General features: G+C 67.7%; 27 protein-coding genes. 5 read left to right on the top strand and 22 right to left on the bottom strand.

What is annotated here, in order from left to right; genetic code table 11:
- Window positions 1-258 precede the first annotated feature (258 nt).
- The gene (locus WMF36_RS01205; protein WP_437577719.1) at window positions 259-1,236 is read left to right on the top strand and encodes an SGNH/GDSL hydrolase family protein; all 978 of its coding nucleotides are present in this window, start codon (window positions 259-261) and stop codon (window positions 1,234-1,236) included.
- A gap of 750 nt (window positions 1,237-1,986) precedes the next feature.
- Here the strand turns inward: WMF36_RS01205 and WMF36_RS01200 are convergent.
- The 8 genes from WMF36_RS01200 to WMF36_RS01165 form a co-directional block, all read right to left on the bottom strand.
- Window positions 1,987-2,526 (bottom strand): hypothetical protein, encoded by a 540-nt coding sequence (locus tag WMF36_RS01200; RefSeq protein WP_437577718.1) that lies wholly within the window; start codon window positions 2,524-2,526, stop codon window positions 1,987-1,989.
- Entirely contained in the window at window positions 2,523-3,302 is a 780-nt protein-coding gene (locus WMF36_RS01195) for a hypothetical protein (protein ID WP_437577717.1), read from the bottom strand. The genes WMF36_RS01200 and WMF36_RS01195 overlap by 4 nt, the downstream gene beginning before the upstream one ends.
- Window positions 3,299-3,739, bottom strand: coding sequence for a hypothetical protein (locus tag WMF36_RS01190; protein ID WP_437577716.1), 441 nt, complete (start codon window positions 3,737-3,739; stop codon window positions 3,299-3,301). Before WMF36_RS01190 ends, WMF36_RS01195 begins: the two co-directional genes overlap by 4 nt.
- Before the next feature lie 608 nt (window positions 3,740-4,347).
- Entirely contained in the window at window positions 4,348-4,719 is a 372-nt protein-coding gene (locus tag WMF36_RS01185; RefSeq protein WP_437577715.1) for a hypothetical protein, read from the bottom strand.
- Window positions 4,720-5,005: 286 nt separating this feature from the next.
- Window positions 5,006-5,590, bottom strand: a complete 585-nt coding sequence (locus tag WMF36_RS01180; RefSeq protein ID WP_437577714.1) for a hypothetical protein — start codon at window positions 5,588-5,590, stop codon at window positions 5,006-5,008.
- Entirely contained in the window at window positions 5,587-6,363 is a 777-nt protein-coding gene (locus WMF36_RS01175; protein ID WP_437577713.1) for a hypothetical protein, read from the bottom strand. The genes WMF36_RS01180 and WMF36_RS01175 overlap by 4 nt, the downstream gene beginning before the upstream one ends.
- Window positions 6,360-6,800 carry a hypothetical protein gene (locus WMF36_RS01170; protein ID WP_437577712.1) on the bottom strand — a complete coding sequence of 147 codons (441 nt, stop codon included), beginning with the start codon at window positions 6,798-6,800 and terminating at the stop codon, window positions 6,360-6,362. The genes WMF36_RS01175 and WMF36_RS01170 overlap by 4 nt, the downstream gene beginning before the upstream one ends.
- A 535-nt stretch (window positions 6,801-7,335) precedes the next feature.
- Window positions 7,336-8,094, bottom strand: coding sequence for a helix-turn-helix domain-containing protein (locus WMF36_RS01165; protein ID WP_437577711.1), 759 nt, complete (start codon window positions 8,092-8,094; stop codon window positions 7,336-7,338).
- Between the two features lie 110 nt (window positions 8,095-8,204).
- Here WMF36_RS01165 and WMF36_RS01160 point away from each other — a divergent pair, with 110 nt between their 5' ends.
- Window positions 8,205-8,960, top strand: coding sequence for an SDR family oxidoreductase (locus WMF36_RS01160; protein WP_437577710.1), 756 nt, complete (start codon window positions 8,205-8,207; stop codon window positions 8,958-8,960).
- Window positions 8,961-9,131: 171 nt separating this feature from the next.
- Here WMF36_RS01160 and WMF36_RS01155 read toward each other — a convergent pair whose 3' ends face one another.
- The 11 genes from WMF36_RS01155 to WMF36_RS01105 all read right to left on the bottom strand — a co-directional run bounded on the left by WMF36_RS01155 (window position 9,132) and on the right by WMF36_RS01105 (window position 18,467).
- On the bottom strand, window positions 9,132-10,406 hold the full coding sequence (locus WMF36_RS01155; protein WP_437577709.1) for an AAA family ATPase: 1,275 nt from the start codon (window positions 10,404-10,406) through the stop codon (window positions 9,132-9,134).
- Window positions 10,403-11,269, bottom strand: a complete 867-nt coding sequence (locus WMF36_RS01150; RefSeq protein ID WP_437577708.1) for a tetratricopeptide repeat protein — start codon at window positions 11,267-11,269, stop codon at window positions 10,403-10,405. Before WMF36_RS01150 ends, WMF36_RS01155 begins: the two co-directional genes overlap by 4 nt.
- Window positions 11,266-11,790, bottom strand: coding sequence for a hypothetical protein (locus WMF36_RS01145; protein WP_437577707.1), 525 nt, complete (start codon window positions 11,788-11,790; stop codon window positions 11,266-11,268). The genes WMF36_RS01150 and WMF36_RS01145 overlap by 4 nt, the downstream gene beginning before the upstream one ends.
- Before the next feature lie 201 nt (window positions 11,791-11,991).
- Entirely contained in the window at window positions 11,992-13,083 is a 1,092-nt protein-coding gene (locus tag WMF36_RS01140) for an AAA family ATPase (protein ID WP_437577706.1), read from the bottom strand.
- A gap of 216 nt (window positions 13,084-13,299) precedes the next feature.
- Window positions 13,300-13,842 (bottom strand): hypothetical protein, encoded by a 543-nt coding sequence (locus tag WMF36_RS01135; RefSeq protein WP_437577705.1) that lies wholly within the window; start codon window positions 13,840-13,842, stop codon window positions 13,300-13,302.
- Window positions 13,839-14,606 carry a hypothetical protein gene (locus tag WMF36_RS01130; protein WP_437577704.1) on the bottom strand — a complete coding sequence of 256 codons (768 nt, stop codon included), beginning with the start codon at window positions 14,604-14,606 and terminating at the stop codon, window positions 13,839-13,841. Before WMF36_RS01130 ends, WMF36_RS01135 begins: the two co-directional genes overlap by 4 nt.
- On the bottom strand, window positions 14,603-15,088 hold the full coding sequence (locus WMF36_RS01125; protein WP_437577703.1) for a hypothetical protein: 486 nt from the start codon (window positions 15,086-15,088) through the stop codon (window positions 14,603-14,605). Before WMF36_RS01125 ends, WMF36_RS01130 begins: the two co-directional genes overlap by 4 nt.
- A gap of 200 nt (window positions 15,089-15,288) precedes the next feature.
- Window positions 15,289-16,320, bottom strand: a complete 1,032-nt coding sequence (locus WMF36_RS01120; RefSeq protein WP_437577702.1) for a hypothetical protein — start codon at window positions 16,318-16,320, stop codon at window positions 15,289-15,291.
- Window positions 16,317-16,853 carry a hypothetical protein gene (locus WMF36_RS01115; protein ID WP_437577701.1) on the bottom strand — a complete coding sequence of 179 codons (537 nt, stop codon included), beginning with the start codon at window positions 16,851-16,853 and terminating at the stop codon, window positions 16,317-16,319. The genes WMF36_RS01120 and WMF36_RS01115 overlap by 4 nt, the downstream gene beginning before the upstream one ends.
- A gap of 166 nt (window positions 16,854-17,019) precedes the next feature.
- On the bottom strand, window positions 17,020-17,262 hold the full coding sequence (locus tag WMF36_RS01110) for a hypothetical protein (protein ID WP_437577700.1): 243 nt from the start codon (window positions 17,260-17,262) through the stop codon (window positions 17,020-17,022).
- 530 nt (window positions 17,263-17,792) lie between these two features.
- Window positions 17,793-18,467, bottom strand: a complete 675-nt coding sequence (locus WMF36_RS01105) for a glutathione S-transferase family protein (RefSeq protein ID WP_437577699.1) — start codon at window positions 18,465-18,467, stop codon at window positions 17,793-17,795.
- A 65-nt stretch (window positions 18,468-18,532) separates the two neighbouring features.
- On the opposite strand from WMF36_RS01105, the gene WMF36_RS01100 reads away from it, so the two are divergent.
- From WMF36_RS01100 to WMF36_RS01090, 3 genes are all read left to right on the top strand, one after another.
- Window positions 18,533-19,357, top strand: a complete 825-nt coding sequence (locus tag WMF36_RS01100; RefSeq protein WP_437577698.1) for a DUF6597 domain-containing transcriptional factor — start codon at window positions 18,533-18,535, stop codon at window positions 19,355-19,357.
- A 153-nt stretch (window positions 19,358-19,510) separates the two neighbouring features.
- A complete protein-coding gene (locus tag WMF36_RS01095; RefSeq protein ID WP_437577697.1) occupies window positions 19,511-20,128 on the top strand; it encodes a YncE family protein in 618 nt (205 codons plus the stop codon).
- Window positions 20,129-20,192: 64 nt separating this feature from the next.
- Window positions 20,193-21,476 carry a lipase family protein gene (locus WMF36_RS01090; RefSeq protein ID WP_437577696.1) on the top strand — a complete coding sequence of 428 codons (1,284 nt, stop codon included), beginning with the start codon at window positions 20,193-20,195 and terminating at the stop codon, window positions 21,474-21,476.
- Window positions 21,477-21,735: 259 nt separating this feature from the next.
- Here WMF36_RS01090 and WMF36_RS01085 read toward each other — a convergent pair whose 3' ends face one another.
- The 3 genes from WMF36_RS01085 to WMF36_RS01075 form a co-directional block, all read right to left on the bottom strand.
- Window positions 21,736-22,770, bottom strand: coding sequence for a DUF2278 family protein (locus WMF36_RS01085; RefSeq protein ID WP_437577695.1), 1,035 nt, complete (start codon window positions 22,768-22,770; stop codon window positions 21,736-21,738).
- Window positions 22,771-23,302: 532 nt separating this feature from the next.
- Window positions 23,303-24,043, bottom strand: a complete 741-nt coding sequence (locus WMF36_RS01080; RefSeq protein WP_437577694.1) for a tetratricopeptide repeat protein — start codon at window positions 24,041-24,043, stop codon at window positions 23,303-23,305.
- On the bottom strand, window positions 24,040-26,268 hold the full coding sequence (locus WMF36_RS01075; protein ID WP_437577693.1) for a 5'-nucleotidase C-terminal domain-containing protein: 2,229 nt from the start codon (window positions 26,266-26,268) through the stop codon (window positions 24,040-24,042). Before WMF36_RS01075 ends, WMF36_RS01080 begins: the two co-directional genes overlap by 4 nt.
- Window positions 26,269-26,354: the final 86 nt, after the last annotated feature.

Genomic DNA, 26,354 nt, shown 5'->3' with positions numbered 1-26,354 from the left:
CCCGGCGAGAGCCGCAAGGGGCCGTGCCCATGGCGATGGGCGGGTGGTTACGGTGTAACCGCCGTTCGCGCTCGGGCGCCGCGTGGCCGCGAAGAGCGCCGCCGTCCAGACGCACTTCCCCTCGCGATAAAATCGTTCAACGACAACGGCCTCTTCGATAAGCTGCGCTTCACAATCGCGGTGGAGCCGCGATCGTGTTATGCGCAGCAGATGCTCGTACACCGCCTAAAATTTTCTTCTTCCGCCGTCCTCGCGTGTGTGGTGCTGCTCGTCGCAGCGTGCAGTGACGGCGCCGACTCGCCTGGCACGACGACGGACGGAACCGCGAGCACGGCCAGCGCCGGGACCACGAGCGGCAGCGGGACAGCGGCCGGCTCGCCCGGCAGTTCCGGCTCGAGCGCGACCAGCGGGGGCGCGGCGAACGCCGGTGCAGGAGGCACCGGCGGCGGCGGCACCGGGGGCGCCGGCGGAGCGGGCTCGGGTGGCATGGGCGGCGGATCCGACGGTGTCGGAGGTACCGCGGGTGACGGAGGTGCCGCAGGGGGCAGCGCCGGCGCGGGCGGCGGCCCGGCATTCCAGCCCTGCCCGGCGAGCGGCTCCTGTAAGATCATGCCCTTCGGCGATTCAATCACGCAGGGTTTCAACGTCGCCGGCGGCTACCGCGCCCCGCTGTTCCACCTCGCGCTCGAAGCGAACCGCGACATCACCTTCGTCGGTTCCGCCAATGATTACAGCGTGCCCATGGTGGACGGAATGGCGTTCCCGAGGAACCACGAGGGTCACGGCGGCTGGACGATCGAGGGCAACAACGGCATCGCGCAGCTCGTGGGCACCAGCATTCCGAATTACAAGCCCAACATCATTACGTTGATGATCGGAACGAACGACATCAACGGTAACATCAACCTTGCGGACGCACCGAATCGCCTGGGCAAGCTGCTCGACTCGATTTTCATGCGTGATCCGAACATCCTCGTGGTGCTCGCGCAGATCGTGCCGACGAGATCGGACGCCACGAACAACGCCGTCAACGCCTACAACGCGGCCATGCCCGACCTGGTTTCGACGCGCGTCAGCAAGGGGCAGCACATCGTGCTGGTGGACATGTACACAGCGTTCACCAACGACGCGAACTACAAGCAGTCCCTCTTCGCCGACAATCTCCACCCGAACCAGGCAGGGTATAACCGCATGGCCGATGTTTGGTTCCAGGCGTTGAGTCCGTACCTCCGCTGAAATCGAAAGGCGAACGCCACCAACGCACGAGCAGATTCGCGGAGCACGCCGTTCGAGCCGAAATTGAGGAGCTCGCGGCGTAACCCCGGCTATTGGTTCGCCCCGGCGCAATCACATCGCCTGGTATCGAAAACGAATGGCAGCACGACGCGGCTTCCGCTCGGCGAGCCGACCGATGTTCCAGCACGCTGTCCCAACCGAGGGCCACCGCACTGGAAAAGCACCGTTCTGCGCCGCAAGGCGCCCGGTGACGCCGCATAGCGTCTCGCGACGCGCCTCCCGGGCCAGACCAACGCCCGGACGGACACGGCACTCTCGCTGTCGGGGTTCGAGCTGCACGACGTCGCCCGGGCGCGGCCGTTCCGCGGGCGGGCGGCTCCTCGGAGAGCAGCACCATGGTGCGATAGAGGTTCGTCTTGCCGACGCCGTTCGGCCCGACGATGACATTGACCTGCGCGAGCGGGAGGGTCAGCTCGCGGATCGAGCGATACCCCGCGACGTGAAGCTCCTGGACCGTCATCCCGCCCAGGATAGCCCGGCGCCGGCCGCTTCGACGCCGGCCGCGGCGCTTCTACCTGGAAGAGATGATCCCCTGCCGAGGTGCGAGCCACCCGAGCTCTCCCCTTCCCGGGCGCGTATCGTCACGGCCACCCCGTCGCGGCGTGGGCGCCGCCGAGCTCGCCTCGAGCGCGTCTCGACGGCGAAGCGCCCGAGCTCGGCCAAGTGGACGGCGGCCGCCCAGGGGAATGGCTATGGATCAACCCAAGTCCACACCTCCGAGAAGAGGCACATGTAGATCGTCGCGTCGCCCATCAACACCACGTTCATCGCCACATCCGGCACCACCTCGTTCCCAATCTCCGGCGGGATCGGCCGGTAGCCGGGGTACGTAGCCTCGATCTCCCGGGCGACCTCGCGCGCCACCGGCTCCTCCTCGGGGATACCGGGGAGGTGGATCCCGTAGTATGGCCCGAGCAGGGACACGTGGAAGCTGAGCGCCGTTTCGTCGGTGAGCCAGATGCGGGCCGAGTACGCCGGGTCGGTCCCCCCGGACAACAGGTGGAGCGACTCGTTTTGAAGGCCGTATCGATCCCCCAACCTGTCGATCATGGCGTTCCACCTTGGGTACTCCGCTCGCCCGCGGTTCGCGGCTTCCACCAGGCGGCGGTGCTCCTCCGTGTCCTTGTGGACGGGCTCGCCCGGAGGCACGTGGATGCGATCGGTGTTATGCACGCCTCGCGGGTAAAAGCGGTAAACGACGTCGAGCAGTTCGGAGTGAGCTATCATCATGGAGTTGTCACCCTGGCGCCAAGCCCCTTGTACTTGGATTTGAACGTCGCCCGCGCCTGGTCGATGAACCTACTACAGAATATCCCCTGGGGGAGATCGTAGTCCATGCGGTTCGCGACCTCCTCCGTGATCTCCTCGCTGAGGCTGGCTGCGCGGTCTGCATCGATTGGTCCATACATCTCAGTCCGGAGCGGCATCTCGATGGAAAAATTACAGGACCAGCTCTTGACCGTGTGCGGGACAGTGAGTTTCCTGAAATTCAGTTTGACCCTAGCCACCTGCCACCCACCGGCTTTACCCGTGCCCGGGTCATTGACGGTGGTAACAAATGTGAAGTCCGACGGATCGAAGTCTACGTATACCCATGGGGCCATTCCAGGCGGCGGGCACTTCGAGCTACACGCATCGCTACAGCTCAAGAAGGTCGCTCCGTCTCCCGCAATATCGCCGAATCCAGGGCAAGGGTCTTGCGGACTCGTCGGGCTCTCTGTCGGCCGTTCCGAGCTGTCGCTCGGTCTCTCCTCTTCGTCTTCGAGCTCCCACTCGTTGCAGGCGATCTTGCGCTCGTTGCCGTCGTGCGGGCCGTCCGGCGGCTCCGCCCCGAAGTCACCGGATCCGGCGGAGGTGTAGACCGGGCGGGGCTCCGAGCCTGGACCGGCACCTGCCCCCGAAGTTCTCTCCCCGACAGGGTAGCAGTCTCCGATCGTCCAGTTGCACGCCGCCAGCGCCCAGACCGATATGACCACGACCAATAACAAAAATATTTTCGCGTTCATTTGGCACTCCATCGAAGCACAGGACCAGCAACAACGACGACGGACACGTAGCCCGGGAGCACCAGACTGCCCCGACCGACCCAATCCACGTTGACGCTCACCGACACCCCCAGCGGTCCAGCAACGTACGCGTTGGTCTGCGCGTGGCCGCCTACGGCCAAGCCACCGACGCGGCCGCACAAGGTGATGCCGCACGCCGGCACGACATAGAACGCGACCGAGGGCCCCGCGCTGACGTTGCCGTCCTCCCACGCGTACCCGATGTCGGCCGAGGTCTGGTTGTACACCCCGGGCCCGTCCTCCTGGGTCGGGGGTAGGATCGTGCACAGGTCGTGCACCGTGAACAGGATGTCTCGCTGGAGGGGCCACGCTATGCCCGCCTGCGGGCACCCCGCGAGGCGCGGATCGGTACCGGCCTGGAGCCACCCGAGGCTCACACCGGCGCTCAGCTCGTACGCTTCTACGCGCGCCGGGACAACGAGGAGCGGGAGGACAACCCCTGCTGCCCATGAGATCCGCCGTTGTGACGCCCTCACCGTCTCCCCCCGGTTGGAAACCTTCGGCCGCTGCGCGCGATGAGCGCTGAGAACCGCAAGCCATTTCTCTGAGCGTGATGTGCGCGTCAAAGACAAATTTCGCGGTGAAACCGGAATGCATGCGGGTCGGCCCGTCCCGGGCGTGCGCAGGGGCGCACGCGGTTACGCGGCGGGGGTGTTCGCCAACGAGCTGGTCGATGACGGCCGGTCACCAGCGCCCGATACATCCCTCGACCTTCGCGGCCGTTCCGCGGCCCGCCAGGTGACACCGACGGCCCCGACCAAGACCTGCGGGCGTTCACCTCGCCCCCGCAGCCGCTCCCCCGCCTGGCGCCGTCGCCCTCGGGATCAGCTGTCCCCTGCCGAGATGCGAGCCGCCCGAGTTCCCCCGGCTCGTGCGGCCACGACCGCGCCGCGGCGGCGGAGCGCCGCCGAGCTCCCCGCGAGCGCTTCCGAGGACGAAGCGCCCGAGCTCAGCCACGTGAACGGCGGCCGCCCGGGGGGAGTAGTTACGGATCCACCCAGGTCCAGACCTTCGAGAAGAGGCACATGTAGATCGTCGCCTCGCCCATCAACGCCCCGTCCATCGCCACGTCCGGCACCACCTCGTTCCCGAGCTCCGGCGGGATCGTCTGGTAACCGGGGTACGTGGCCTCGATCTCTTCTGCGACCGCCGTCGGTATCTCGTCGGGCTCGCCCGTATCGTGGATTCCATAATAGGGCCCGAGGAGGCTCACGTGGAAGCTGAGCGAAGCCCTGCTGTTGGGCGAGGGAACGGGCTCCAAGTCCTTGGGGCGATAGATGCGGGCCGAGTACGCCGGGTCGCTCCCCCCTGCCACAAGGCTGAGCGACTCGTTCTGAAGGCCGTATCGGTCCCCCACTCGGCGGATCATCGCTTTCCACGTCGGGTACTCCACTCGCCCGCGGTTTGCGGCTTCCACCAAGCGGCGGTGCTCTTCCGTGTCGTCGTAGAAGGGCTCGTTGGGAGGCACGTGCCTGCGTTCGAAGTTACCCACGCCCCGCGGTGTAGAAGCGGTAGACGACGTCGAGCAGATCGGAGCGAGTTATCTTCATAGATTCGTCACCCTGGCGCCGAGCCCCCGATACTTGAGCTTGGACGCAGCCTCCACCTCGTCACGCGCCGGAGCTCGGCCGCGGGGACCGGGGTCACACAGGGAAGTAGCTAGGGGGGTCCACCCACGTCCAGACGTTCGAGAAGAGGCACATGTAGACCGTCGCCTCGCCCATCAATGCCCCGTCCATCGCCACGTCCGGAACCACCTCGTTCCCGAGCTCCGGCGGGATCGTCTGGTAACCGGGATACGTGGCCTCGATCTCTGCTGCAACCGCGGCCGGTAGCTCGTCGGGCTCGCCCGTATCGTGGATCCCGTAATAGGGCCCGAGGAGGCTCACGTGGAAGCTGAGCGAAGCCCTGCTGTTGGGCGAGGGAACGGGCTCCAAGTCCTTGGGGCGATAGATGCGGGCTGAGTACGCCGGGTCGCTCCCCCCCGCCACCAGACTGAGCGACTCGTTTTGAAGGCCGTATCGGTCCCCCAGTCGACGGATCATCGCTTTCCACGTCGGGTACTCCGCTCGCCCGCGGTTCGCGGCTTCCACCAGGCGGCGGTGCTCTTCCGTGTCGTCGTAGAAGGGCTCGTTGGGAGGCACGTGCCTGCGTTCGAAGTTATGCACGCCCCGCGGGTAGAAACGGTAGACGACATCGAGCAACTCCGAGCGGTTTATTCCCATCATTTCGTCACCGAGGCGCCGAGCCCCTGGTACTTGAAGTTGAACGCAGCGTGCACCGCGCGGTGAAACCTTTCGCAGAAGATCCCCGGCGGGAGCTTGTAGTTCATGAGCTTTCCGACCTCCTCCGTAATCTCTTCACTGAGTTCGGCTGCACGGAGCGGACTGATCTTCCCCATCGCCTCAGTCCGGAGCGGCATCTTGATGGTGAGAGAACAGTACCACTCTCTGATGCCGTCTCGAGATCTGTCCTCGAACCTCAGGCTGGCCTTGGCTTGCTGGTACCCTCCGCCTTTATCCGTTCCGTCATCGTTGACAATTGTAACAAAAGGAAAATCTGACGGATCGAAATTTACCCAGACAAAGCTTGCCATCCCAGGCTTCGGACACTTCGAGCTGCATGCACCGCCACAGCTCCAGAAGGTCGCCCCGTCTCCGGCTACATCGCCGAATCCGGGGCAGGGGTCTCGCTGGCTCTCCGGGCTATGGGTCGTCGGGGTCCCCGAGCTGTCGCTCGATCTCTCCTCTTCGTCTTCGAGCTCCCACTCGTTGCAGGCGATCTTGCGCTCGCTGCCGTCGTTCGGGCCGTCCGGCGGCTCCGCCCCGAAGTCACCGGATGCGGCGGAGGTGTAGACCGGGCGGGGCTCCGAGCCTGGACCGGCACCTGCCCCCGAAGTTCTTTCCCCGACAGGATAGCAGTCTCCTATCGTCCAGTTGCACGCCGCCAGCGCCCAGACCGATATTGCCACGATCAACAACAGGAATCTTTTCGCGTTCATTTGGCACTCCATCGAAGCACAGGACCAGCAACAACGACGACGGACACATAGCCCGGGAGCACCAGACTGCCCCGACCGACCCAATCCACGTTGACGCTCACCGACACCCCCAGCGGTCCAGCAACGTACGCGTTGGTCTGCGCGTGGCCGCCTACGGCCAAGCCACCGACGCGGCCGCACAAGGTGATGCCGCACGCCGGCACGACATAGAACGCGACCGAGGGCCCCGCGCTGACGTTGCCGTCCTCCCACGCGTACCCGATGTCGGCCGAGGTCTGGTTGTACACCCCGGGCCCGTCCTCCTGGGTCGGGGGTAGGATCGTGCACAGGTCGTGCACCGTGAACAGGATGTCTCGCTGGAGGGGCCACGCTATGCCCGCGTGCGGGCCCACCGCGAGGCGCGGAACGGTACCGGCCTGGAGCCACCCGAGGCTCACACCGGCGCTCAGCTCGTACGCTTCTACGCGCGCCGGGACAACGAGGAGCGGGAGGACAACCCCTGCTGCCCATGAGATCCGCCGTTGTGACGCCCTCACCGTCTCCCCCCGGTTGGAAACCTTCGGCCGCTGCGCGCGATGAGCGCTGAGAACCGCAAGCCATTTCTCTGAGCGTGATGTGCGCGTCAAAGACAAATTTCGCGGTGAAACCGGAATGCATGCGGGTCAGCCCGTCCCGGGCGTGCGCAGGGGCGCACGCGGTTATGCGGCGGGGGTGTTCGCCAACGAGCTGGTCGATGACGGCCGGTCACCAGCGCCCGATACATCCCTCGACCTTCGCGGCCGTTCCGCGCCCCGCCAGGTGACACCGACGGCCCCGACCAAGGCCTGCAAGCGTTCACCTCGCCCCCGCAGCCGCTCCCCCGCCTGGCGCCGTCGCCCTCGGGATCAGCTGTCGTCCTCCTCCGAACGGGAGCCAATGTGGGTCGGGGTGCCCTCTAGCCCGGCGCTCAGCCAAGCTGGATACAGCCCCGCTCTAGACGCCGCGCGCGTACTGGCCTGGCGTCGTGCCGACGATGCGCCGGAAGTGCCGGTTGAGCTGGCTCTGGTCGTAGAGGCCGACCTGCGGGGCGATGTCGCGCGGCCTCACGCCGGCGACGAGCATCTCCTTCGCGCGCATGATCCGCAGCCGCGTCAGGTACGCGTACGGAGACATGCCGACCTGCGCGCGAAACGCGCGGCACAGGTGGAACTTTTCGAGGCCGGCGTGCGCAGCGAGGTCGTCGAGCGTCACCGGCTCGGCGAGCTGCTCTCGCAGGAGCTCGATCGCGCGGCGCACCGGTCGCGTGTGCTCGCACTGCGCGTCACCCACCGCCGCGAGCGCGCCGATCGCCTCGGCGACCGCGACCTCGAGCTCGAGACGATCGGCGCCGGCGCGCACCGCGTGATGCAGGCGGTGGAACGCCGCGCCCCGCTCGTCACCGGCGGCAAGCAGTGGATGGACGCAGACCTTGCCAATCACGCTCTCGACAAGTTGCGCCGAGAACGCGACGCACTGGCCCGTGCCCGGGCCGTCGCGCGAGATGTCGCGGTGCACGTCGCCGGGTTGCAGGATCTGCAACGAGCCCGGGCCGCACCTCCACACCTTTCCGCGGCTCCACCACTCCAGGCGCCCAACCTCGATGCGAGCGATCGCGTACATTTCCTTCATGCCGGCGTAGAGCTCGTCGGTCGACCAGCGCGTAACGCGCACGCCGGGCACGGGGACAGCAAGGAGGTCGGCACGGGTCGCCACACCCCCATCTTATGACCGACGCGCCCCCTCGGCTTGGGCATTCTTGGCCGCCCTCTCGACCGGCCAAGAATCACCAAGGCAGCGCCCGCGGAGATCACTAGCCAGGGGATATGCAAGACAAACCCGTCGCCCTGGTCACCGGGGCCAACAAAGGTATCGGCCACGCGATCGCGAAGGAGCTCGCGGCGCGCGGCCACACCGTGCTCGTCGGCTCGCGCGACCTCGCGCGCGGCGAGGCCGCGGCGAAGCAGATCACCGGCGATGCTCGCGCGATCGCGCTCGACGTCACGAACGCCGACTCGATCGCCGCCGCCGCAGCGCGGATCCGTCGCGAGCTCGGCCGGCTCGACGTCCTCGTCAACAACGCTGGCATCGCCAAAGGCGGAGCGCAGAGCGGGGTCACGGTCGACGAGATCGCCCAGAGCGGGAGGCCGAGCGTGGCCTCGCTCGCCGACGTCCGCGAAGTGTTCGAGACCAACGTGTTCGGAGTGATCGCCGTGACCCAGGCGATGCTGTCGCTCCTCCGCGAGGCGCCGGCCGGGCGAATCGTCAACGTGTCGAGCCGCCTCGGCTCGATGACCTGGATCAGCGATCCCGCCACTCCGGTCCGCGGCGTCGGCGGCGTAGCGTACAGCCCGTCGAAGAGCGCGCTCAACGCGGTGACGATCGCGTTCGCGCAGGAGCTCGCCGGCACCGCGATCAAGGTCAACGCGGTGTGCCCCGGCTACGTCGCGACCGATCTCAACAACCACAGCGGAACGCGCACCGTCGCCGAAGGCGCGCGCGAGCCGGTGCGCCTCGCGCTGCTCGGTCCCGACGGACCGACTGGCACCTTCTCGGACGACGCAGGCCCGATCCCCTGGTGAGGAGACGAGCGCGCGCCGGCAAGGAGGTCTCGATGACACGACGAATCGATCCGCAGATCGGCGCGGCGACTCAGCTTCACTGAATCAGGGACAAGAGGAGCCGGTGGATCGGGGACTGCGTAACGCGTACTTCGCCGACGAGGCCATGGCGCCGGCGGGCGGCGCGGGCGTTCAGTCCTTCCAGGCCTTGGCCTCGCGGGACTTCAGGAACAGGGCCACGTCTTTGTAGTGCTCGCTCTGGTTGGCGAACTCCACGTAATTCCGGGCGCGCGCCAGCCACTCCAGCGTGGTGGGGCGCTGCGCCGCGAGCGCCGCCTCCACGTGCTTCATCGTGAGCGGCGGCTCCGTGCCGGTGTCGAGCGCCTCCTCGATCACCCGGTCGAACGCCTGCTCCACCAGCGCGCGCAGGTCGGCCCCGCTGAAGAGCGGCGTCATCCGCGCGAGCTTCTTCAGATCCAGCCGCTCCGCAGGCCGGCCCGCGAGAGCGATCTCCAGGACGCTGCGGCGCGCCTCCTCGTCGGGTGGCGGGACGAACACCAGGCGATCGAAGCGCCCGGGCCGCTTGAGCGCGTCGTCGACGTCCCAGGGCGCGTTCGTGGCGCCGAGCACGAGCAGCCCCTTGTTCTCCGAGCCGATGGAGTCGAGCTCCTGGAGGAGCTGATCCACGAGGGGGCGCCCCGCGCTGCCGTGGTGCTTGCGGCGGGCGAAGGCGAGCGCATCGAGCTCGTCGAGGAACAGCACGCCGGGCGCGTGGGCGCGCGCCTCCTCGAAGGCGTCGTGGAGGTTGCGCTCGCTCACGCCGACGTAGGGGTCGAGGATGTCCTCGATGCGCACATTGAAGAAGGGCAGATTGCACTCGCCCGCGGTCGCGCGCGCCAGCAGCGTCTTGCCGCAGCCGGGCGGGCCATAAAGGAGAATGCCCCCTCCCGCCTTGCGCCCGTATTTCGCGTAGAGGTCGGGGCGCTGCAGCGGGAGGATGATGGCGCGGTGCACCGCCTTCTTCACCTCCTCCAGGCCGCCGATCTCCGCGAAGGTGGTCCGCGCCTCCTCGCCGAGCTTTCGTCGGTCCTGCTTGCGCCCCTCGGCGCCCGCCGCGGCGGCGGCGCGGCCGCTCGAGTGCACAAGCCGGAGCACGCCCTGATGGTCGAGCTTCGCGTCGAGCCGCGCCTGCGTCTCGGGGATCCCCTCCACGAGCCCGGCCTTGCGCGCGGCGTCGAGGCAGCGCGCCGCGGCCTGCAGGCTGCCGGCCTCGATCGAGAGCCTCGCGGCGTCGAGCAGCGACTCGCGCGGCAGCTCGCCCGCGTCGAGCAGCGCCTCGTACTGCCGCGCCGCGTCCGCAGGGCGGCCCGCGCCCTGGAGCATCTCGGCGAGCAGGAGCCGGAGCGGGTGGTTGTCGGGGGCGACCTCGAGCGCCTTTTCCAGCGCGGTGATCCGGTCCGAGCTCATCGCGATAGACCCATCCAGCGCCGCAGGAGCGGCGGCATGATCCAGCTGTAGAGGCAGTAAGCGATGTAGGTGAAGCCGAAGAGGCCCGCGGCGGCCCGGTTCCCCGTCGCCCGTAGCCCGTAGAGGACCACCATCGCCGCGATCCACACCGGGATGGCCCCGAAGCGCTGCATCGGCCAGAGGGGCCTCATCAGCCGATGCGAGGCGAAGCGGGCCTCGCGCGCGGCGCCGGCGAGGTCGTGGTCGCCCGGGTCGAGGCGCGCCGCGGTCCGGAGGTGGCGGCCTGCCTCCTCGACCCGGCCGCCCTCGAGCATGGCCTGGCCGAGCAAGTGGTGGGTGAGCGCGTCGTCGGGATCGGCGGAGAGGCGCGCCTTGCCGTGCCGGGCGAGCTCCTCGTCCTTGCCCTGCAGGTAAGCCACGATCATCCGGGCGCGCGCGACGCCGCCCGCCTCGGGATCGATGCGCGCCGCCTCCTCGACGAGCCGCGCCGCCTTGTCCACCTGGCCCTCCTTGGCGACGAGCAAAGCATAGCGGCAGAGCGCGGGGGCGCTCTCCGGCGCGACGCGCAGGCAGCTCAGAATGGCCCGCTCCGCCGCCGCGGCGTCGCCGAGCTGCGCCTCGCAGTCGCAGAGCAGGTAGAGCAGGTGGGGCGACTCCGGCGCGCGCGCGAGGCCCTCGCGCGCGGCGCGCGCGGCCTCGGCGGCCTGGTCGAGCGCGTGGAGCGCGGCGGCGCGTAGCGCCCAGAGCTCGGGGTCCTCGAGATCGGGATCCGCGATCCGCTCGAGCGTCTCGAGCGCGCGCTGCGGCTGGTCGACGTGGAGGTAGTGGCGCGCCAGCGCGACGGCCTGCTCGGCGTCGCTCACGGCCGCACTCCGGCGGGGAGCGCGGCGAGCCCCGCGAGCACGGCGAACTGTAGCGCGAAGCCGGCGAGGATGACGGCGATGCCGGGGATCCAGAGGGAGGCGTGCTCTCCGCCGGCGAACTGGAAGCGCCGGTCGGCGAGCTGCTGAAGGCGGCTGTAGGCGAGGTAAAGCAGCCCGCCGAGTATCTGGTTGGCGAGCCGGATCCCGCGGCGGAAGCCCGGCGCGTCGGCCGACGCCTGGCCGTACGCGGAAAACTTCGCCCAGCTCCAGAGGACCAGGATGGCGGCCAGGGCCGCGAGGCCGAGGAGCAGCATTCGCCGCCGCTGCTCGGCCGGCAGCCGCAGGCGCCCGGCGTTGATCATGCCGAGGAGGAACATGGGGACCACCCCGCCGAGCACCCCGATCCAGACCTGGGACTGGAGCCGGAACGGCCGCTTCCCTGGCGCTGCCTGCCCCTCGCCGGCGTCCTGCAGCGTCGGTGTCAGCAAATCATCCGTGGGGCGCTTGCCGGGTCGAGCCACGGACGCAGTCTACCCCACGCGGCCCGGCGTCCGCTGCCCTTGTCGTTGTACCAGGCGACGAAACGCTCGATCCAGTGGCGTGCCTGCTCTCCAGTCACAAGCGCCCGACGTCGCCCTCGACCTGAGCGGCCGCGCCGAGCTCACCTCCCCTTCGCTTTCCCCGCGCCGGCTCCGCTCGCAAAGCTCACGCCGGGGCGGACGTCATTCATCCTCCTCCGCCGCGCCGCGCGCCAGCGCCGTCTCTCCACCTTTCTTGTCAAGCTCGATGAGCCGGCAGGGCGTCGCCTTCCGGAGCCGTTCTGCCAGCGGGCGGGAGTGCGTCGTGATCCACAGCTGACTCCGGGATGCCGCGTGCACGAGCAGATCCCCGAGCGGCCCGAGCAGATCCGGATGCAGGCTCGTCTCCGGCTCGTTCAGCGCCAGCAGCTGCGGAGGTCTCGGGCTCAGCAGCGCTGCCAGGAGGCACAGATAGCGCGCCGTGCCGTCCGAGAACTCGCGCGCGTCGAGCGGCCGCGACATCCCTGGCAACCCGAGCTCGACGCGGAAACGCCCCTGCGTCGAGGAGACCTCGAGCGACGCGCCAGGGAACGCGCTGGAGACGGCATCCTGCAAGGCGCCCCTGTCGCCGATATCGATGATCGTCGCCAGCGCCGCCGCCAGATCATGGCCATCGGTGCTGAGCACCGGCGTCCGCACCCCGACCTGCTCGACCCGCAACGGCGCGCCGGAGTCGGTGCGGAAGTGGTGATAGAACCGGAAGTTCATCAGCTTTTGCCGCACCGCCGAGAGCAACGGAAACCGATGCGGCTCCACCACCTGCGCCAGCACCGACTCCGAGCCCCAGAGCGAGAAGGGAAAGGTCACGCGGTGGCCGTCCACGTCGCGCGCGAAGGCCGAGCCCGCGGCCCGCTCCAGCATCGGCAGGCGGCGGCGCTTGTCGAGCAGCCAGAGGGTCTCTTCCTTGATGTCCGGGTCCAGCGCGAACGGCCCTGCTGGCGGGGGCGTCAGCCCGCACTGAAGCTCGTAGACGAGCTGATCCAGCCGCACCCGCAGCGTCATCCGCACCGGGCCTTTGCTGCGCTGGCCGGCCCACAGCACCGAGGGCATCCCCCCCTCCTCGGCCAGGGTGCGCGCAAAGCTCCCGCTCGCCGCGGAGCCGAGCAGCACCATGGTGCGATAGAGGTTCGTCTTGCCGACGCCGTTCGGTCCGACGATGACATTGACCTGCGCGAGGGGGAGGGTCAGCTCGCGGATCGAGCGATACCCCGCGACGTGAAGCTCCTGGACCGTCATCCCGCCCAGGATAGCCCGACGCCGGCCGCTTCGACGCCGGCCGCGGCGTTTTTACCTGGAGGAGATGATCCCCTGCCGAGCTGCGCCCGAGATCCCCCGGCGCGTATCGCCACGGTCGCGCCGCCGCGGCGGGGGCGCCGCTGAACTCGCCACGAGCGCGCCTCGACGGCGAGGCGCCCGAGCTCAGCCACGTGCGCGGCGGCCGCCAGGGAATGGCTACACCGGATCCACCCAAGTCCACACGACCGAGAAGAGGCACACGTAGATCGTCGCCTCGCCCATCGATACCCCGTCCATGTCCACATCCGGCACCACCTCGTTCCCGAGCTCCGGCGGGATCGGCTGGTAGCCGGGGTACGTGGCCTCGATCTCCCCAGCGATCTCGCGCGCCACCGGCTCCTCCTCGGGGATGCCGGGGAGGTGGATCCCGTAGTATGGCCCGAGCAGGGACACGTGGAAGCTGAGCGCCGTTTCGTCGGTGAGCCAGATGCGAGCCGAGTACCCCGGGTCGATCCCCCCCGCAAACAGGTTGAGCGACTCGTTTTGAAGGCCGTATCGATCCCCCACTCGACGGATCATCGCTTTCCACGTCGGGTACTCCGCTCGCCCGCGGTTTGCGGCTTCCACCAGGCGACGGTGCTCCTCCGTGTCCTCGTAGACGGGCTCGCCCGAAGGCACATAGATGCGCATGATTTTATGCACACCCCGCGGGTAGAAGCGGTAAACGACGTCGAGCAGCTCGGAGCGAGTTATCTTCATGGACTCGTCACCCTGGCGCCGAGCCCCTTATACTTGGACTTGAACGCAGCGTCCACCTGGATAGCAAATCTTTTGCAAAAGATCCCCGGCGGGAGGTTGTAATCCATGACGTTGGCAACCTCCTCCGTGATCTCTTCACTGAGGCTGGCCGCACGGATTGGATCGATTTTACCCATCAACTCAGTCCGGAGCGGAATTTTGATGGTGATAGCGCAGTGCCACTCGGTGGTACCGCCTGAAAATTTGTGCGTGAACTTCAGGTTTGCCTTGGCCTGTTGCCACCCTCCGCCTTTATCCGTTCCGTCATCCTGGACAATGGTGACAAACGGGAAGTCCGACGGATCGAAATCTACGTAGACAAAGTGGGCCATTCCAGGCTGCGGACACTTCGAGCTGCATGCACCGCTACAGCTCAAGAAGGTCGCTCCGTCGCCGACCATGTCGCCGAATCCGGGGCACGGGTCTTGCGGGCTCTCTCTCGGCCTCTCCGAGCTGTCGCTCGGCCTCTCCTCTTCGTCTTCGAGGTCCGACTCGTTGCACGCGATCTTGCGCTCGCTGCCGTCGTACGGGCCTTCCGGCGGTTCCGCCCCGAAGTCACCGGATGCGGCGGAGGTGTAGATGGGGCGGGGCTCCGAGCCTGGACCGGCACCTGCACCCGAAGTTCTTTCCCCGACAGGATAGCAGTCTCCTATCGTCCAGTTGCACGCCGCCAGCGCCCAAACCGAGATGGCCACGATCAATAACAGAACTCTTCTTGCGTTCATCTGGCACTCCATCGAAGCACAGGACCAGCAACAACGACGACGGACACGTAGCCCGGGAGCACCAGACTGCCCCGACCGACCCAATCCACGTTGACGCTCACCGACACCCCCAGCGGTCCAGCAACGTACGCGTTGGTCTGCGCGTGCCCGCCTACGGCCATGCCAGCGACGCGGCCGCACAAGGTGATGCCGCACGCCGGCACGACGTAGAGCGCGACCGAGGGCCCCGCGCTGACGTTGCCCTCCTCCCACGCGTACCCGATGCCAACCGAGGTCTGGTTGTAGACCCCGGGCCCGTCCTCCTGGGTCGGGGGTAGGATCGTGCACAGGTCGTGCACCGTGAACAGGATGTCTCGCTGGATGGGCCACGCTATGCCCGCCTGCGGCCCCACCGCGAGGCGCGGAACGGTACCGGCCTGGAACCACCCGAGGCTCACACCGGCGCTCAGCTCGGACGCTTCTGCCTGCGTCGGAAAAAGCACGAGAGCGGCCAGCGCCGCCGATGGGATCCGCCGGGCCAGTGTTCTCACCGTCTCATTGCCCCCCTCCGCAACCCCCGGACAACGTAGCGATGCGGCCCATCCTCCTGATGGTCGGATTAGGCGTCAACGGGAATCTATGGGAGAACAGCACGGTGGCCGTGGGTCGTACCGTCCAGAGCGTGCGCCAGCGTCGCCCGCGATCACGGCCGGTCGCGGCGCCATGGTCCGGCCGCCGCTGACAGCGCGCAGCGGGGCGCACCCGCGTCCTCGCTGCGAAGCGCGGCCGTCTCGGAGGGCATGGATTCGGGAGGTTCTGCCCGCACCGCGAATGCAGAGAGGGTAAGCACAGCCATGATGGCGCCGAAGACACCCAGCCCCATGAAGGCCGCGATGCCGACGTGGAGCGCCACGGTGGCCGCGACCCAGAGCCGCCGGGTGCGCCGCGGCCAGATCATGACCGGGTAGCCGGTTTCGATGAGCAGCACCATCCAGCCTGCGCCCACCGCGAGCCATGGATAGTAGGCCAGCCAGGTGAAGTCGTACTGGCGATAATCGGGCAGGTTGAGCGTCCGCCAGATGGCTTCGCCGTTCCACCATTGCTCGCCGAGCGCCTTTCCCAGCCCGCTCACGAGGTAGACGATGCAGAGGTGTATCTGCACCACGCGCAGGGCGAAGCGCGCTATGCTCGTGGGCCCGATGGGCGCGCGGCCGAGCCATCGATCGAGCGACAACGCCGCTCCCGCCGGCATCCACATGAGGTAGAACAGGAAGATGTTGGCGAACTGGTCTACACCGTAATTCGTGCTATCCGCCGTCATCATCAGCATCAGGTGGGAGAACCAGGCAGCCGCCGCGGCCACCCTCGTGCGCCATCCCGCGAGCAGCGCGAAGAGGGCGAGCACATAGAAGGCGCACACGGCGACGATAATGGGCACGTCTCCGATCCCGAGCGGGGCGAGACGGTCTATCAGCCAGCTGAGCCGGACAAACCCCGGCCTTCCAAGCGCGTCGACGAGTGGTGTCTGCAGGATCCCCGCTCGCCCATAGAGATCGAACAGAGCAGGAGCGACCATCCCCGCCTGGATGAGCAGAACGGAGGCGAGCCCGATCCGGAGCACGGCGAGCGGCGCCGCAGACGCAGGAGCGAAGGCGAAGCGCTCGACGGCCGCCCACGCTTGCGCAAGCCAACGCTCCATCGCCGCCCGGGGAGCAGCCATCGGCCGCGCGTTCACGGCGCCCTCCCGTTGCTCTGCTGCGCGCGCAGGAGCTTCGCGTGATGCACGAATTTCGCTCGGTAATTCAGCGTCCATCCTGTGGTCTTCCCCTCGCGGTATTCCGCCATCGAGGGGAGCTCGAACGTATCGAGCTGGACGACGACGCCGTCGGCGTCCGGATGCCTGGCGAGCACCTTGCCGGCCCAGGAAGCCACGAGCGAGCGCCTCACCCTCTCATCCTCCTCCAACGAGAACATCCCGATGATGTTCCTGACCCGGATATCCGCTTCACGGCTCACCCCCGTCTCCAGGACATCGGCGGCGATCTCCCCGTTGGCGCCGTTCACCTGAAAGCTCGCTGCAAGCGTCGTCCCGACCCCCGGAGCGAAGAAGGAGTACCCGCTGTCCGCTCCGGAGAGCAGGCCGTAAACCTTCACCGCCCGGCGCGCCCAGCCCTCGTCTCCAATGTAGACGTGCAGAGCGCCCAGACAGACCACCACGAGGTGCGCCACCGCCGCGGCGAGCAGAACGATGGCGCGTCTTCGGCCCATGGCTGTTCCGTTCATGCAGCTCCCCCCCAGGGTGCCCGCAGCGCCGGCACCTTGCCCAACCGGACGACCCCTCTTGCCGGCACGGCGCCGCTGGCGGCCGAGCGTCCACTCGACCTGCCAGCGGCACCATGAACCGTCAGGGATCAGCGCTGACCCTCCGTCAGGCTCACGACCGGAGTCGGGAGCCCTGCCAGCGGAGAGACGTCGGCCCGGAAACCCCAATAGCCGTGATAGCCGTGATGCCCGTGATGCCCGTGATGCCCGTGATGCCCGTGATGCCCGTGATGCCCGTGATGCCCGTGATGGCCGTGGTGGCCGTGATGCCCGTGGTGACCGTGATGGCCGTGATGCCCGTGGTGACCGTGATGCCCGTGCCAGCGGGCGCTCGCGTCCGCCGAGCTGGGTACACTCGTCTCCTCGACGAGTGCAAGGTCCTGAATCGGCGTCGTGCTGGCCGCACGAGCGAGCGGAGCGACAGAAACCACCGCGGCGGTCACGAGAGCGCCGATCAATCTCAGCTGTTTCATTTTCGATTCCTTCCCCTCTACCCGAGCATGCTGACTGTCGCATACCGGGTGATGCAGGGTGACCATGCACGCTGCGCGCCGGGTGCATCTCGAGCGTGATCCATCGGCAAATCCAGCTGCGCGAGGGTGAAAACGAACAGGACACAGCGAAACGGCTGGGATCGATCGATGGATCCCGCATCGACGCTGTCGACAGGCGACTGCGCGAGTACGCGAAGACTTGCTCGAATGCGCAACGGGGACTGAGGCTGTTGAGCCCACCCGGCCGGTAGGTCTCGACGCGGCCGCCATCACTCGACGCGCCGCTCCGCGCGGCTACGGCGCCGTCGACCTGCCGCGCGCCGCCGGCGGAGCACCGGCACAGGCCTGCTCCCGACCTGTGAGCCGACGTCCGCGGCGGCGCGTCAGCGCGTCAGCTCGCTTGCACCGCCGCCGCGACCGCCGCTTCGTGCGCCGCGGCGAGCTGCGCGTCGTCCGCCGTGACCCGCGCGAACGACGGCCGGCTGCAGATCCGCGCGACGTAGGCCGCGATCTCCGGCAAGTCGGGGATGAGCTTGAACGTCGTCATCCACTGGAGCGCCGTACCCCAGAGGATGTCGGCCGCGGAGAACCGCTCGCCGAGCAGGTAGGGGCCCTTTCGGAGCGCCTCCACGAGCGTGCCGAACATCGTGTCGTAGTCGCTGTAAGGCGACATCCCCGGGGGCGCCGGCTCGCGCTTCATCGCGCGATCGATCATGGCCGGCTCGAAGCACGACCCGTAGTAGACGAGCCAGCGGAGGTAGGGGCCTCGCTGCGGATCGCGGAGGGCCGGGGCCAGGCCCGCCTCCGGGAAGAGGTCGGCGAGGTAGATGAAGATCGCGACCTGCTCGGTGACCAGCGCGCCGTCGTGCGCGATGGCGGGGACCTTCCCGAGCGGGTTCACCGCGAGGTAGGGCGCCTTGCGCTGCTCGCCGGCCTTCATGTTGAGGACGCGCAGCTCGTGCGGCGCGCCGAGCTCGTCGAGAAGGATGCGCGTGCCCGACGCGCGCGTGTTCGGTGAATGATAGAAGACGAGGTTTCCCCGCGCGGTCGTGGTCGAATCAGCCATGTCGTGCCTCCGGGCCGGACCCTACTGCCCGGGCCGGGCCGCGTATTGTAAAAGAGCGCCACGCGATGAGCTCGAGCGTCACCCCCGAAGGCCGCACCCTCGGCATCCTGAACCCCGCGGCGGGGCTCAAGAGCTTCGAGCTGCGCCGCCACGCGCCCGCGCCCGATCTGGCCGCGCTCGTCGACTGGCACTGGGTCGTCCGCTGGTCGCTCCCCGCGCCGTTCGAGCAGGAGATCTTGCCGCACCCCTGCGTCAACCTGGCCATCCAGGTGAACGGGTCGATCGTGAACGGGCTCGGGACGCGGCGCGAGATCTCGCGGCTTGATGGGACGGGGCGCGTCGTGGCCACGAAGTTCAAGCCGGGGGGCTTCTTTCCGTTCGCGAGCTGTCCGATGCGCCGGCTGGTCGATCAGGTCGTCCCGCTCGTCGACGTCTTCGGTGACGCGGCGAGCGCGCTGGAGCGCGACGTGCTCGATCAACCGGACGACCTCCTCGCGGTCCGCGCGATCGAGGCGCTCCTCCGAGCGCACGGGGGTCCTTCGGATCGGGGGCTCGACGAGGCCATGACGCTCGCCGCCCGCGCGCAGGGAGATCGCGACATCCACCGCACCGAGGATCTCGCGCGGGTCGCGGGGGTCTCGGTCCGCACCCTGCACCGCGCGTTCGAGCGGTACATCGGCGTCGGGCCCAAGTGGATCATCCGGCGATCCAGGGTCCAGGAGGCCGCGGAGCGCGTGGCGTCGGGGGCGTCCATCGCGTGGGCGGCGCTGGCGACCGAGCTCGGGTACCACGATCAGGCGCACTTCATCCGCGACTTCAAGGCACAAGTCGGGTTCACGCCAGCCGCCTACGCGGCGCGCTGCGCGGCTGCGTCGGCGACCCGGGGGTGACTTCGCAGGAGGAGCGATGGCATCACGACGCGACGCGCCGTCTGTAGCTGTGGACGACCCGGCGTCACGATCGAAGGCGAGCCCATCCGGGCCTCGACCTGCCATTGCCTCGCCTGCCGTGGTCGCAAAAATAGGGGGCTAGCTGCCAGAACGTTGGATCAGCGTCTGTTCAATGCGCCGCAGGACGACGCGGAGGCGGCGCGGCTGGAAGGCGCAGTGGAGCAGATGACGGCCAGGCTGCCGGAGGACGTGAAGACCGAGGTGGCGTGCGCATCGACGCTGTGCCGGCTCGTCCTTCAGGAGAAGGACGATGCGCGAGCACGAGGAGCAGCGGGGGCGGCGGATGGAGCAGCTCCGGCGGGGGCCCCGGTAGCGCAGGCGGATCCGCCGGCGGGGGCTCCCAGCGGGAGCGGATCCGCGGGGGCGGAGCCCACGGAGCTCGACGTCCAGGCCAGTCACGCGATCGCCGATCCCGCCCGGGACGTTTTCTATGCGACCGTGGGCGGAGACACGTCGAAGCACGCCAATTCGCTGGTCGTCGTAGACGCAGCCTCGTCCGCCGTGCGCTCGTCGATCTTCGTCGGGTCGCAGCCATTGACCATAGCGCTGCCGGACGACGCCTCGACGCTGAGGGTGAGCCTGCAGGGCAGCGACGAGATCCGGCTCACGCTGTGTCTCGGGGAAACCAGGGAGCGAGATCCCGGCATGAGGGCCGCGACAGGGCGGCGTGGAAAGCGAGGACGGAAGCGTACGCAGCTACGCCCCCATTGACACACGCGGATATCACTGCTCCCATACGCTCCGGGCGGGGAGTTTCTTACTCAAGGGGGCAATCATGACGGATACCGCTGCTTTGGAGGTAGAGGCCACCGGCATGGGAGGACTCAAGGTCCTCGGCGATGCGAAGGAGATGAGCAAAGCGCCCGTGGAGCCGGCCACGGCCGGTTTCCTTCCATTCTTAAATTTTCACTTCTACAAGTTCGATCAGGTAGTCCCACCGTACTTGTTGGACGAGGATCACGAGCTCATCTCGAGCGGCGTGCCCATGCTCGATGATATACCGCCCGCCGTCCTCGGAGCGTCCAACTACGACAGCGATGTGGCGGACCTGCTCGCCTTCGCCTCGACATGGGCCTATGCGGATCCGGCGACGTTCACCTTCATGATGGCACGCCGCGGGCTGAGGCACTGGAAGTGCTTGCGCATGGGCATCGTGAACCCCCCGCTCTTTGTCGTCGCGACCGCGTACCTGATCCAGAGCCCCGACCGCGACGTGGCGATCCTGATCTTCCGCGGGACCGAGCCGCAGAACATCCTCAGCTGGATGACTGATCTCAGCGTCGCCCCGGAGCGCTTCATCGAAGGACGGGTCCACGGCGGCATGTTCCGCAACCTCCAGGCGCTATGGCCGCTCGTTCACAAGGGCCTGCGCATCGTCGAGGATGGCGGCGTCCTCGAGCTCAGGGAGGCGGAGAGAAGCAACGATATCGACTTGCGCGACCGGGCGCAGATGCTGGCGTCGAGGGGCATCCCTTCCGAGTACAAATTGCGCCGGCCGGTAGCGGGGTCGCACGGGAACGTCGCCCAGTATAACCCGTCCATTCCGGAGGCGCCTATGACGTCGCAGAGCCCGCTCAAGGCGCTCTACATCACCGGTCACAGCCTGGGCGGCGCGATGGCCGCGCTCGCGGCGGCGGAGATCTGGAAGGACGCAAAGTACAGGGGAGCCCGCGAGAAGCTGTGCGGGGTATACACCTATGGAGCGCCGATGGTCGCTGCCCCCGAGCTCGCCAGGGTCCTCGACAAGAGCCTCGGGCACGCGGTCTTCCGGCACGTCTACGACAAGGATGTTGTGCCGCGGCTGCCGCCGTTCTCGGCGGGCCGGTTCGAGCACTTCGGCAAGGAGTACAGGTCGAGCGGCGGCGGCAACGGCTGGGAGTTCACGACCAGGAACAGCTCCCAAGTCTGGTCGGCCTCCTCGCTGGTCGTGGGGGCCGTGGCGTGGGCCACCGCGCAGTTCCCGATGCTCAGCAACATCCGCCTGCCGGTTTCCTGGGATCACCATTCCCCGCGTTACTACACGAAGATATCGAACCTCTCCCTCAGCGAGCGGCTGTAGCGCGGCGCGGGTGCCCGGCGCGGGCGCCCCCTCGCCGATCCGTACGGTGCTTCCGCCGAGGATGGCATCTAGCTCTGCAATCGTTCGAGCGCGTCCACGGCGTCCAGGGGGCTAGTGAGGACGACGTGCGCCGACACGCGGGGGGCCGGTGTCCCAGGCGCATTGGCACGGAGGGGGCAGCGCCTCCTCCGTGCTCCCGGAGCTCCCGCGGGGGCCCACGCAGGCCATCATGGCACCTGTCCCCCGCCCTGGATTGGCATCAAAACACGATCGTCCAACCCGGATTGCTCGCTTGCTTTTTCGTATAGGACACGCCGTCGACCTTCAGCCCTTCCGCGTTGAGCAGCGTGATGAGCCCGCCCTTGTTGGAGAGGACCATCGGAGCCTGGACGACGAACGTCGTCAGCTCACCTGCCTGAAGCTCTCCGGTAAGCGCCATCCTCGATTCGGCCTTGTCGAGCAGCGACCAGCCAGCGAGGTTGATCTTCTGGTTCGACGTATTCAACAATGTAACGGTCTCCCGTTCGGGTGTGCGCGTGTCGTTCACGAGGGCGGCAACGATCCGCACGATCCCGTCAGGCTGCTCTACCGTGGGGAGTCCACCGCCCCCACCGGCCACGTCAGACGGCGGTCCGGATACCGGGACTCCGATCGTGTGCCCTGTCTGGTCATCGGTGTGCCACGCCTGCGTCTGAAATTTCAGGAAGATCGCGACCCACTGGTCCTCACGCGGGAAGTGGATGAGGAGGCCGCCGTCCTGCCAGACACCATCGTCCTTCTTGAAGCGGGCGTCGTTGCCCTGGTTCATGTGGATATCGTGAATACCGTTTCCGGGCAGGAAGCCGAAGATCTTGTCCTTTTTCCCGTTCTCCGGGCCCCAGCGCTCCCCGAAGGCGTACAGAAGCGCCGTCTCGTCGGCCATCGCCCGCTGCACGTAGTGATCGAGCTTCTCGTTGAGGTCGTTGTCAGGGCCTGGGGCGGAGAATGGCAGCGGAACGAACTCTGTCCGATCCACGAGGTTCCCCCGGATATAGTCGAGCCCGATCCCGCCCAGCTTCCTCTCCAGCGGATGGAAGCCCAGCCTCAGCTCGTGGAGCTCTTGAAGCAGCGGGTGCGCGAACCGTGACTCGACGACATATTCGACCTTGGAGCCGTCCTGCGACTGCACATTCACCGCGATCCGATAGTCTATCGTGTCGTCCACGATGTGGATCTGATAGTGCGGGTTCGCTCCCGATGCGAAACGCCGATCGATCACTGTGCCCTTCAATACGCCATAGTTCTTCAGCGACATGTTGCCTCCCGCATCCATCGGCTGAGCACGGCCGGTGCCCGCCTGTGAGATAGCATCAAAACCCTATTTTAGTTCTTCGAATGGCGATGGATCATCCGGCACGAATCGGACGCTGTCGCCATCAGGCTCCTTGCCCAGGATCAGTAGCTGGCCCTTTGAACAGCTTGGATGTCATCTTTCCCTCTTGATGGGGTTTCGGCGGACGCCGAAGGTGCGATTATCGTGACTTGGGCCTGTCCCCCGCGATGCAAGAACCCACGCGCAATACGCGCCCCACCCTTGGCGCCGGTGACCGACGGGTGTTGAATGGAACGCGCGATAGTGCGTTATACACTACCTATGTGTAGTCGTTTTTTTGAAGTCAAGACCGAGCTGCCCGTGGGCTCGCAAACTTCGCCGCCCCGTCACGCAACGGTCTATCTAGCGGGAGGCCAGGGAGCTGACACGGCAACCGTCAGCTGGGGGACAACACCACGACGAACAGGGCGTCCCAGAGCACCTCCATGATGACGCCTTGTCGGGGACCTGCCGCCTACGGAGGAACCTGCCGGTGTTGGATGGCGTGCTCGGCCTCCATCGTGTACCGGCGGCTCTCGGCCTCGTCGGGTTCGAGCCCCAGCTCACCATAGAGATACGCCATCGCCAGCGCCTGGAGCGCCGCGGGGTGCTCCCGCTCGCCAGCGCTCTCGTAGAGCTCCACGGCTTTTCTGTCATTCCTTGGCACGCCCGCGCCTGCGCGATACGCATTGGCGAGCAGGAACATCGCGTCCGGCGACCCTCCGCGCGCCGCGACCTCGAACCAGCGCGCAGCCTCCGCGGGGTCCACCTTCACTCCCTCGCCGTTCTGGCTCATCACGCCGAGGAAATACGCGGCGCTCGGGTGGTGCGAGGGGGCGGCTCGCAGCAGCCAGGCGCGGGCGCGCGCCGCGTCCCTGGGGACCGACGGCAGCCCCTTCAGGTAGATCCTTCCGAGCGAGATCTGCGCCTCGACGTCTCCCTGCTCGGCCGCCCGCGCGAGCGAATCCATCCCGGCGAGGACCTCCCCGGGATCCGCGAGCGTGAGCAGGCGAAAGCCGAGCGTCCGCGCGTCCATGCCGCTCGGGGGCGGAGCCCCGGGTCGCGACGGCGGCGAGGGCGCCGCGGCGGGCGTGGGGCGACCCGCCTCGGGACGATCGCCCTCGCGCAGCCCTCCAAGGTAAAGGGCGACGACGACGCCGAGCACGAGGGCGCCGCCGACCAGCGCGGCGAGCCGCACGGGAGGCGGGACGCTCACCGGCTCAGGTCGATGGAGTAAACCGAGAGCATCTTGCCGCTGCCTTCATCCTGCGCGGCGAGCGAGATGTTGTTCAGCCCGGCGACCTCCGCCTTCGGGAGCGCGTTCTGCGCCGAGGTGAAGGTCACGGGGCCCATCGTCGTGACCTGGGCGAAGCGCCAGCTGCGGGCAGAGCCGTTCTCGGCCCGCGTGAGGCCCTCGATCTTCTTGATGTACGCGATGAGCACGTCGCGGTTCGTGTCCGGCGCGGCGTAGATCGTCTTCGAGCCGTCGAGGCCAGGGAAGCCGCCGCCGCCGCTCGCGCGGTAGTTGTTCGTCGCCACGATGAACTCCGCGGCCGGAGCCATGGGCTCCCCGTTCCACTGGAGGTTCTTGATCCGGCCGCTGGCCTTCATCCCCATGGGCGGGAGCGGCTGCGTCACGTCGATCTCGTACGAGATCCTGCTGTCCGTGAACATGTCGAAGTTGTATCCGGGCATCGCGCCGTTGATGAGCGGCTGCGGCTCGGTCGTGCTCGGATCGATCTGATTGAAGCGCGTCGCGGCCCTCTCCAGCCAGTCGAGGATGTCCGCGCCGGTGACCTTCACCGCCTGGACCGTGTTCGCGTATAGGTAGAGATCGGCCGCGTTGTTGATCGCGATGCTCCCCGCCGGCACGTCGGTGTAGTCGTTGCCGCCCTGAAAGCCGGACTTGAACGGCGCGCTCACCGAGAGCACGGGGAGCGACGCGTACTGCGGCAGGTTCTCCTCGATGTAGTGGGCGACGTAGTCCGCCTGGGCCTGGTTGACGATCTGGATCGCGCTGGCGTCCCCCACGTCGGCGAACATCGACGACATCTCGAAATCGGTCGTGCCGATGGGCGTCCTGACGTAGGCGATCGTCGCCTGGTGCTCGGCGTCGAGGAGCGGTGCGATGAAAGGGTCGGCCTCGACGAGGACCTTCGTCTTGTCCGGCTGCGCGTCGCAGAGGGTCGCGAACGCGCAGGACGCCCCCGTGCGCCAGCGCTCCATCGCATCGCACGCCTCGGGGAGCCCATCCTTGCAGGTCGTGGCGATCGGCCGGGCCTCGACGACCGTCTTCGCCTTGTCGACCGTCCAGCCCTCGCCGTCGTGGGTGAGCCCCATCTTGATGACACCGAGGTGCTGGCCCCAGAAATTCGCCATGACCGCGGGGACGCCGTCGACCGTGCCCGCGTCCTTGTCGACCTTCGGCAGGCTGAACTGCGCCACGGTGCTGCTCGGGTTGGGGAAGATCTGGTGCGAGTGGCCCATGAGCATCGCGTCGATGCCGGGCACCTGGGCGAGGTACCACGCCTGGTTCTCGAGGGTGGGCGTATAGGGCGAGTCGTCGAGGCCGCCGTGGACGATGGCGACGACCAGCTCGGCCCCCCTGGAGCGGAGATCGTCCACCAGCGGGGCCGCGACCTCCTCCACCCCCTTCGCGAAGACCTTGCCGTCGAGCCATTTCTTGTCCCAGCTCAGGATCGTCGGCGGCGTGAAGTCGATGAAGCCGACCTTGACCGTGCTCTCGATGGCGCCGCCGCCCGGCGCCGTCGCCGTGATGGTCTTCTCGACGACGACGGCGTTCGGGAAGAGCGTCTCGTTCGTCTTCAGGCTGAAGACGTTGGAGTTCACCAGCGGGAACCGAGGGCCCTCGCAGTCCGCCGATCCAGCGAGATCGAGCCCCTCGACGTCGAACGGGGTGTGGGTCACCTGCGAGAGAAAGGCGAGGCCGAAGTTGAATTCGTGATTGCCGATCCCGCCGACGTCGAACCCCATGTGGTTCATCGCCTTGTAGATGGCCAGCGTCTCGCCGCACCCGATCGGCTCGACGAGCCCCTGATAGTCGGCGAGCACGGTGCCCTGGATGGTGTCGCCGTTATCGATCAGGATGTTGTTCGAGAACTCGGCTCGCGCCTGGTTGACGAGGGTCGCGGTGCGCTCGAGGCCAATCGATGGCTCAGCGACCAGCTTGAAGTAATCGAAGCCGAGGATGTTGGTATGGAGATCGGTGGTCTCGAGCAGCGCGAGGTCGGCCGTGGCTCCGCTCGGCGTCGCGGGCGCTCCCCCCTCGCCGCCTCCCCCCTCGCCGCCTCCCCCCTCGCCGCCTCCCCCCTCGCCGCCTCCCCCCTCGCCGCCTCCTCCCTCGCCGCCTGAGCCGGAGGAGCTGGAGGTCGATGAGCCTGCGCCGCCCTGGTCATCGCCGCACGCGGTCAGCGCGGTCATGGCCAGAATCACCGAGGAAACCGACGCTATCCGTCCGACTCGACCTGTCATCGTGAACACCTTTCCGAGCGCCGCTTCGGCCGATG

The sequence above is a fragment of the Sorangium sp. So ce887 genome (assembly GCF_051521455.1).
In the GTDB taxonomy this organism is placed as follows: domain Bacteria; phylum Myxococcota_A; class Polyangia; order Polyangiales; family Polyangiaceae; genus Sorangium.
The sequence above is the reverse complement of the archived record's forward strand: the minus strand, read 5'-3'. Positions and strand labels throughout refer to the sequence as shown.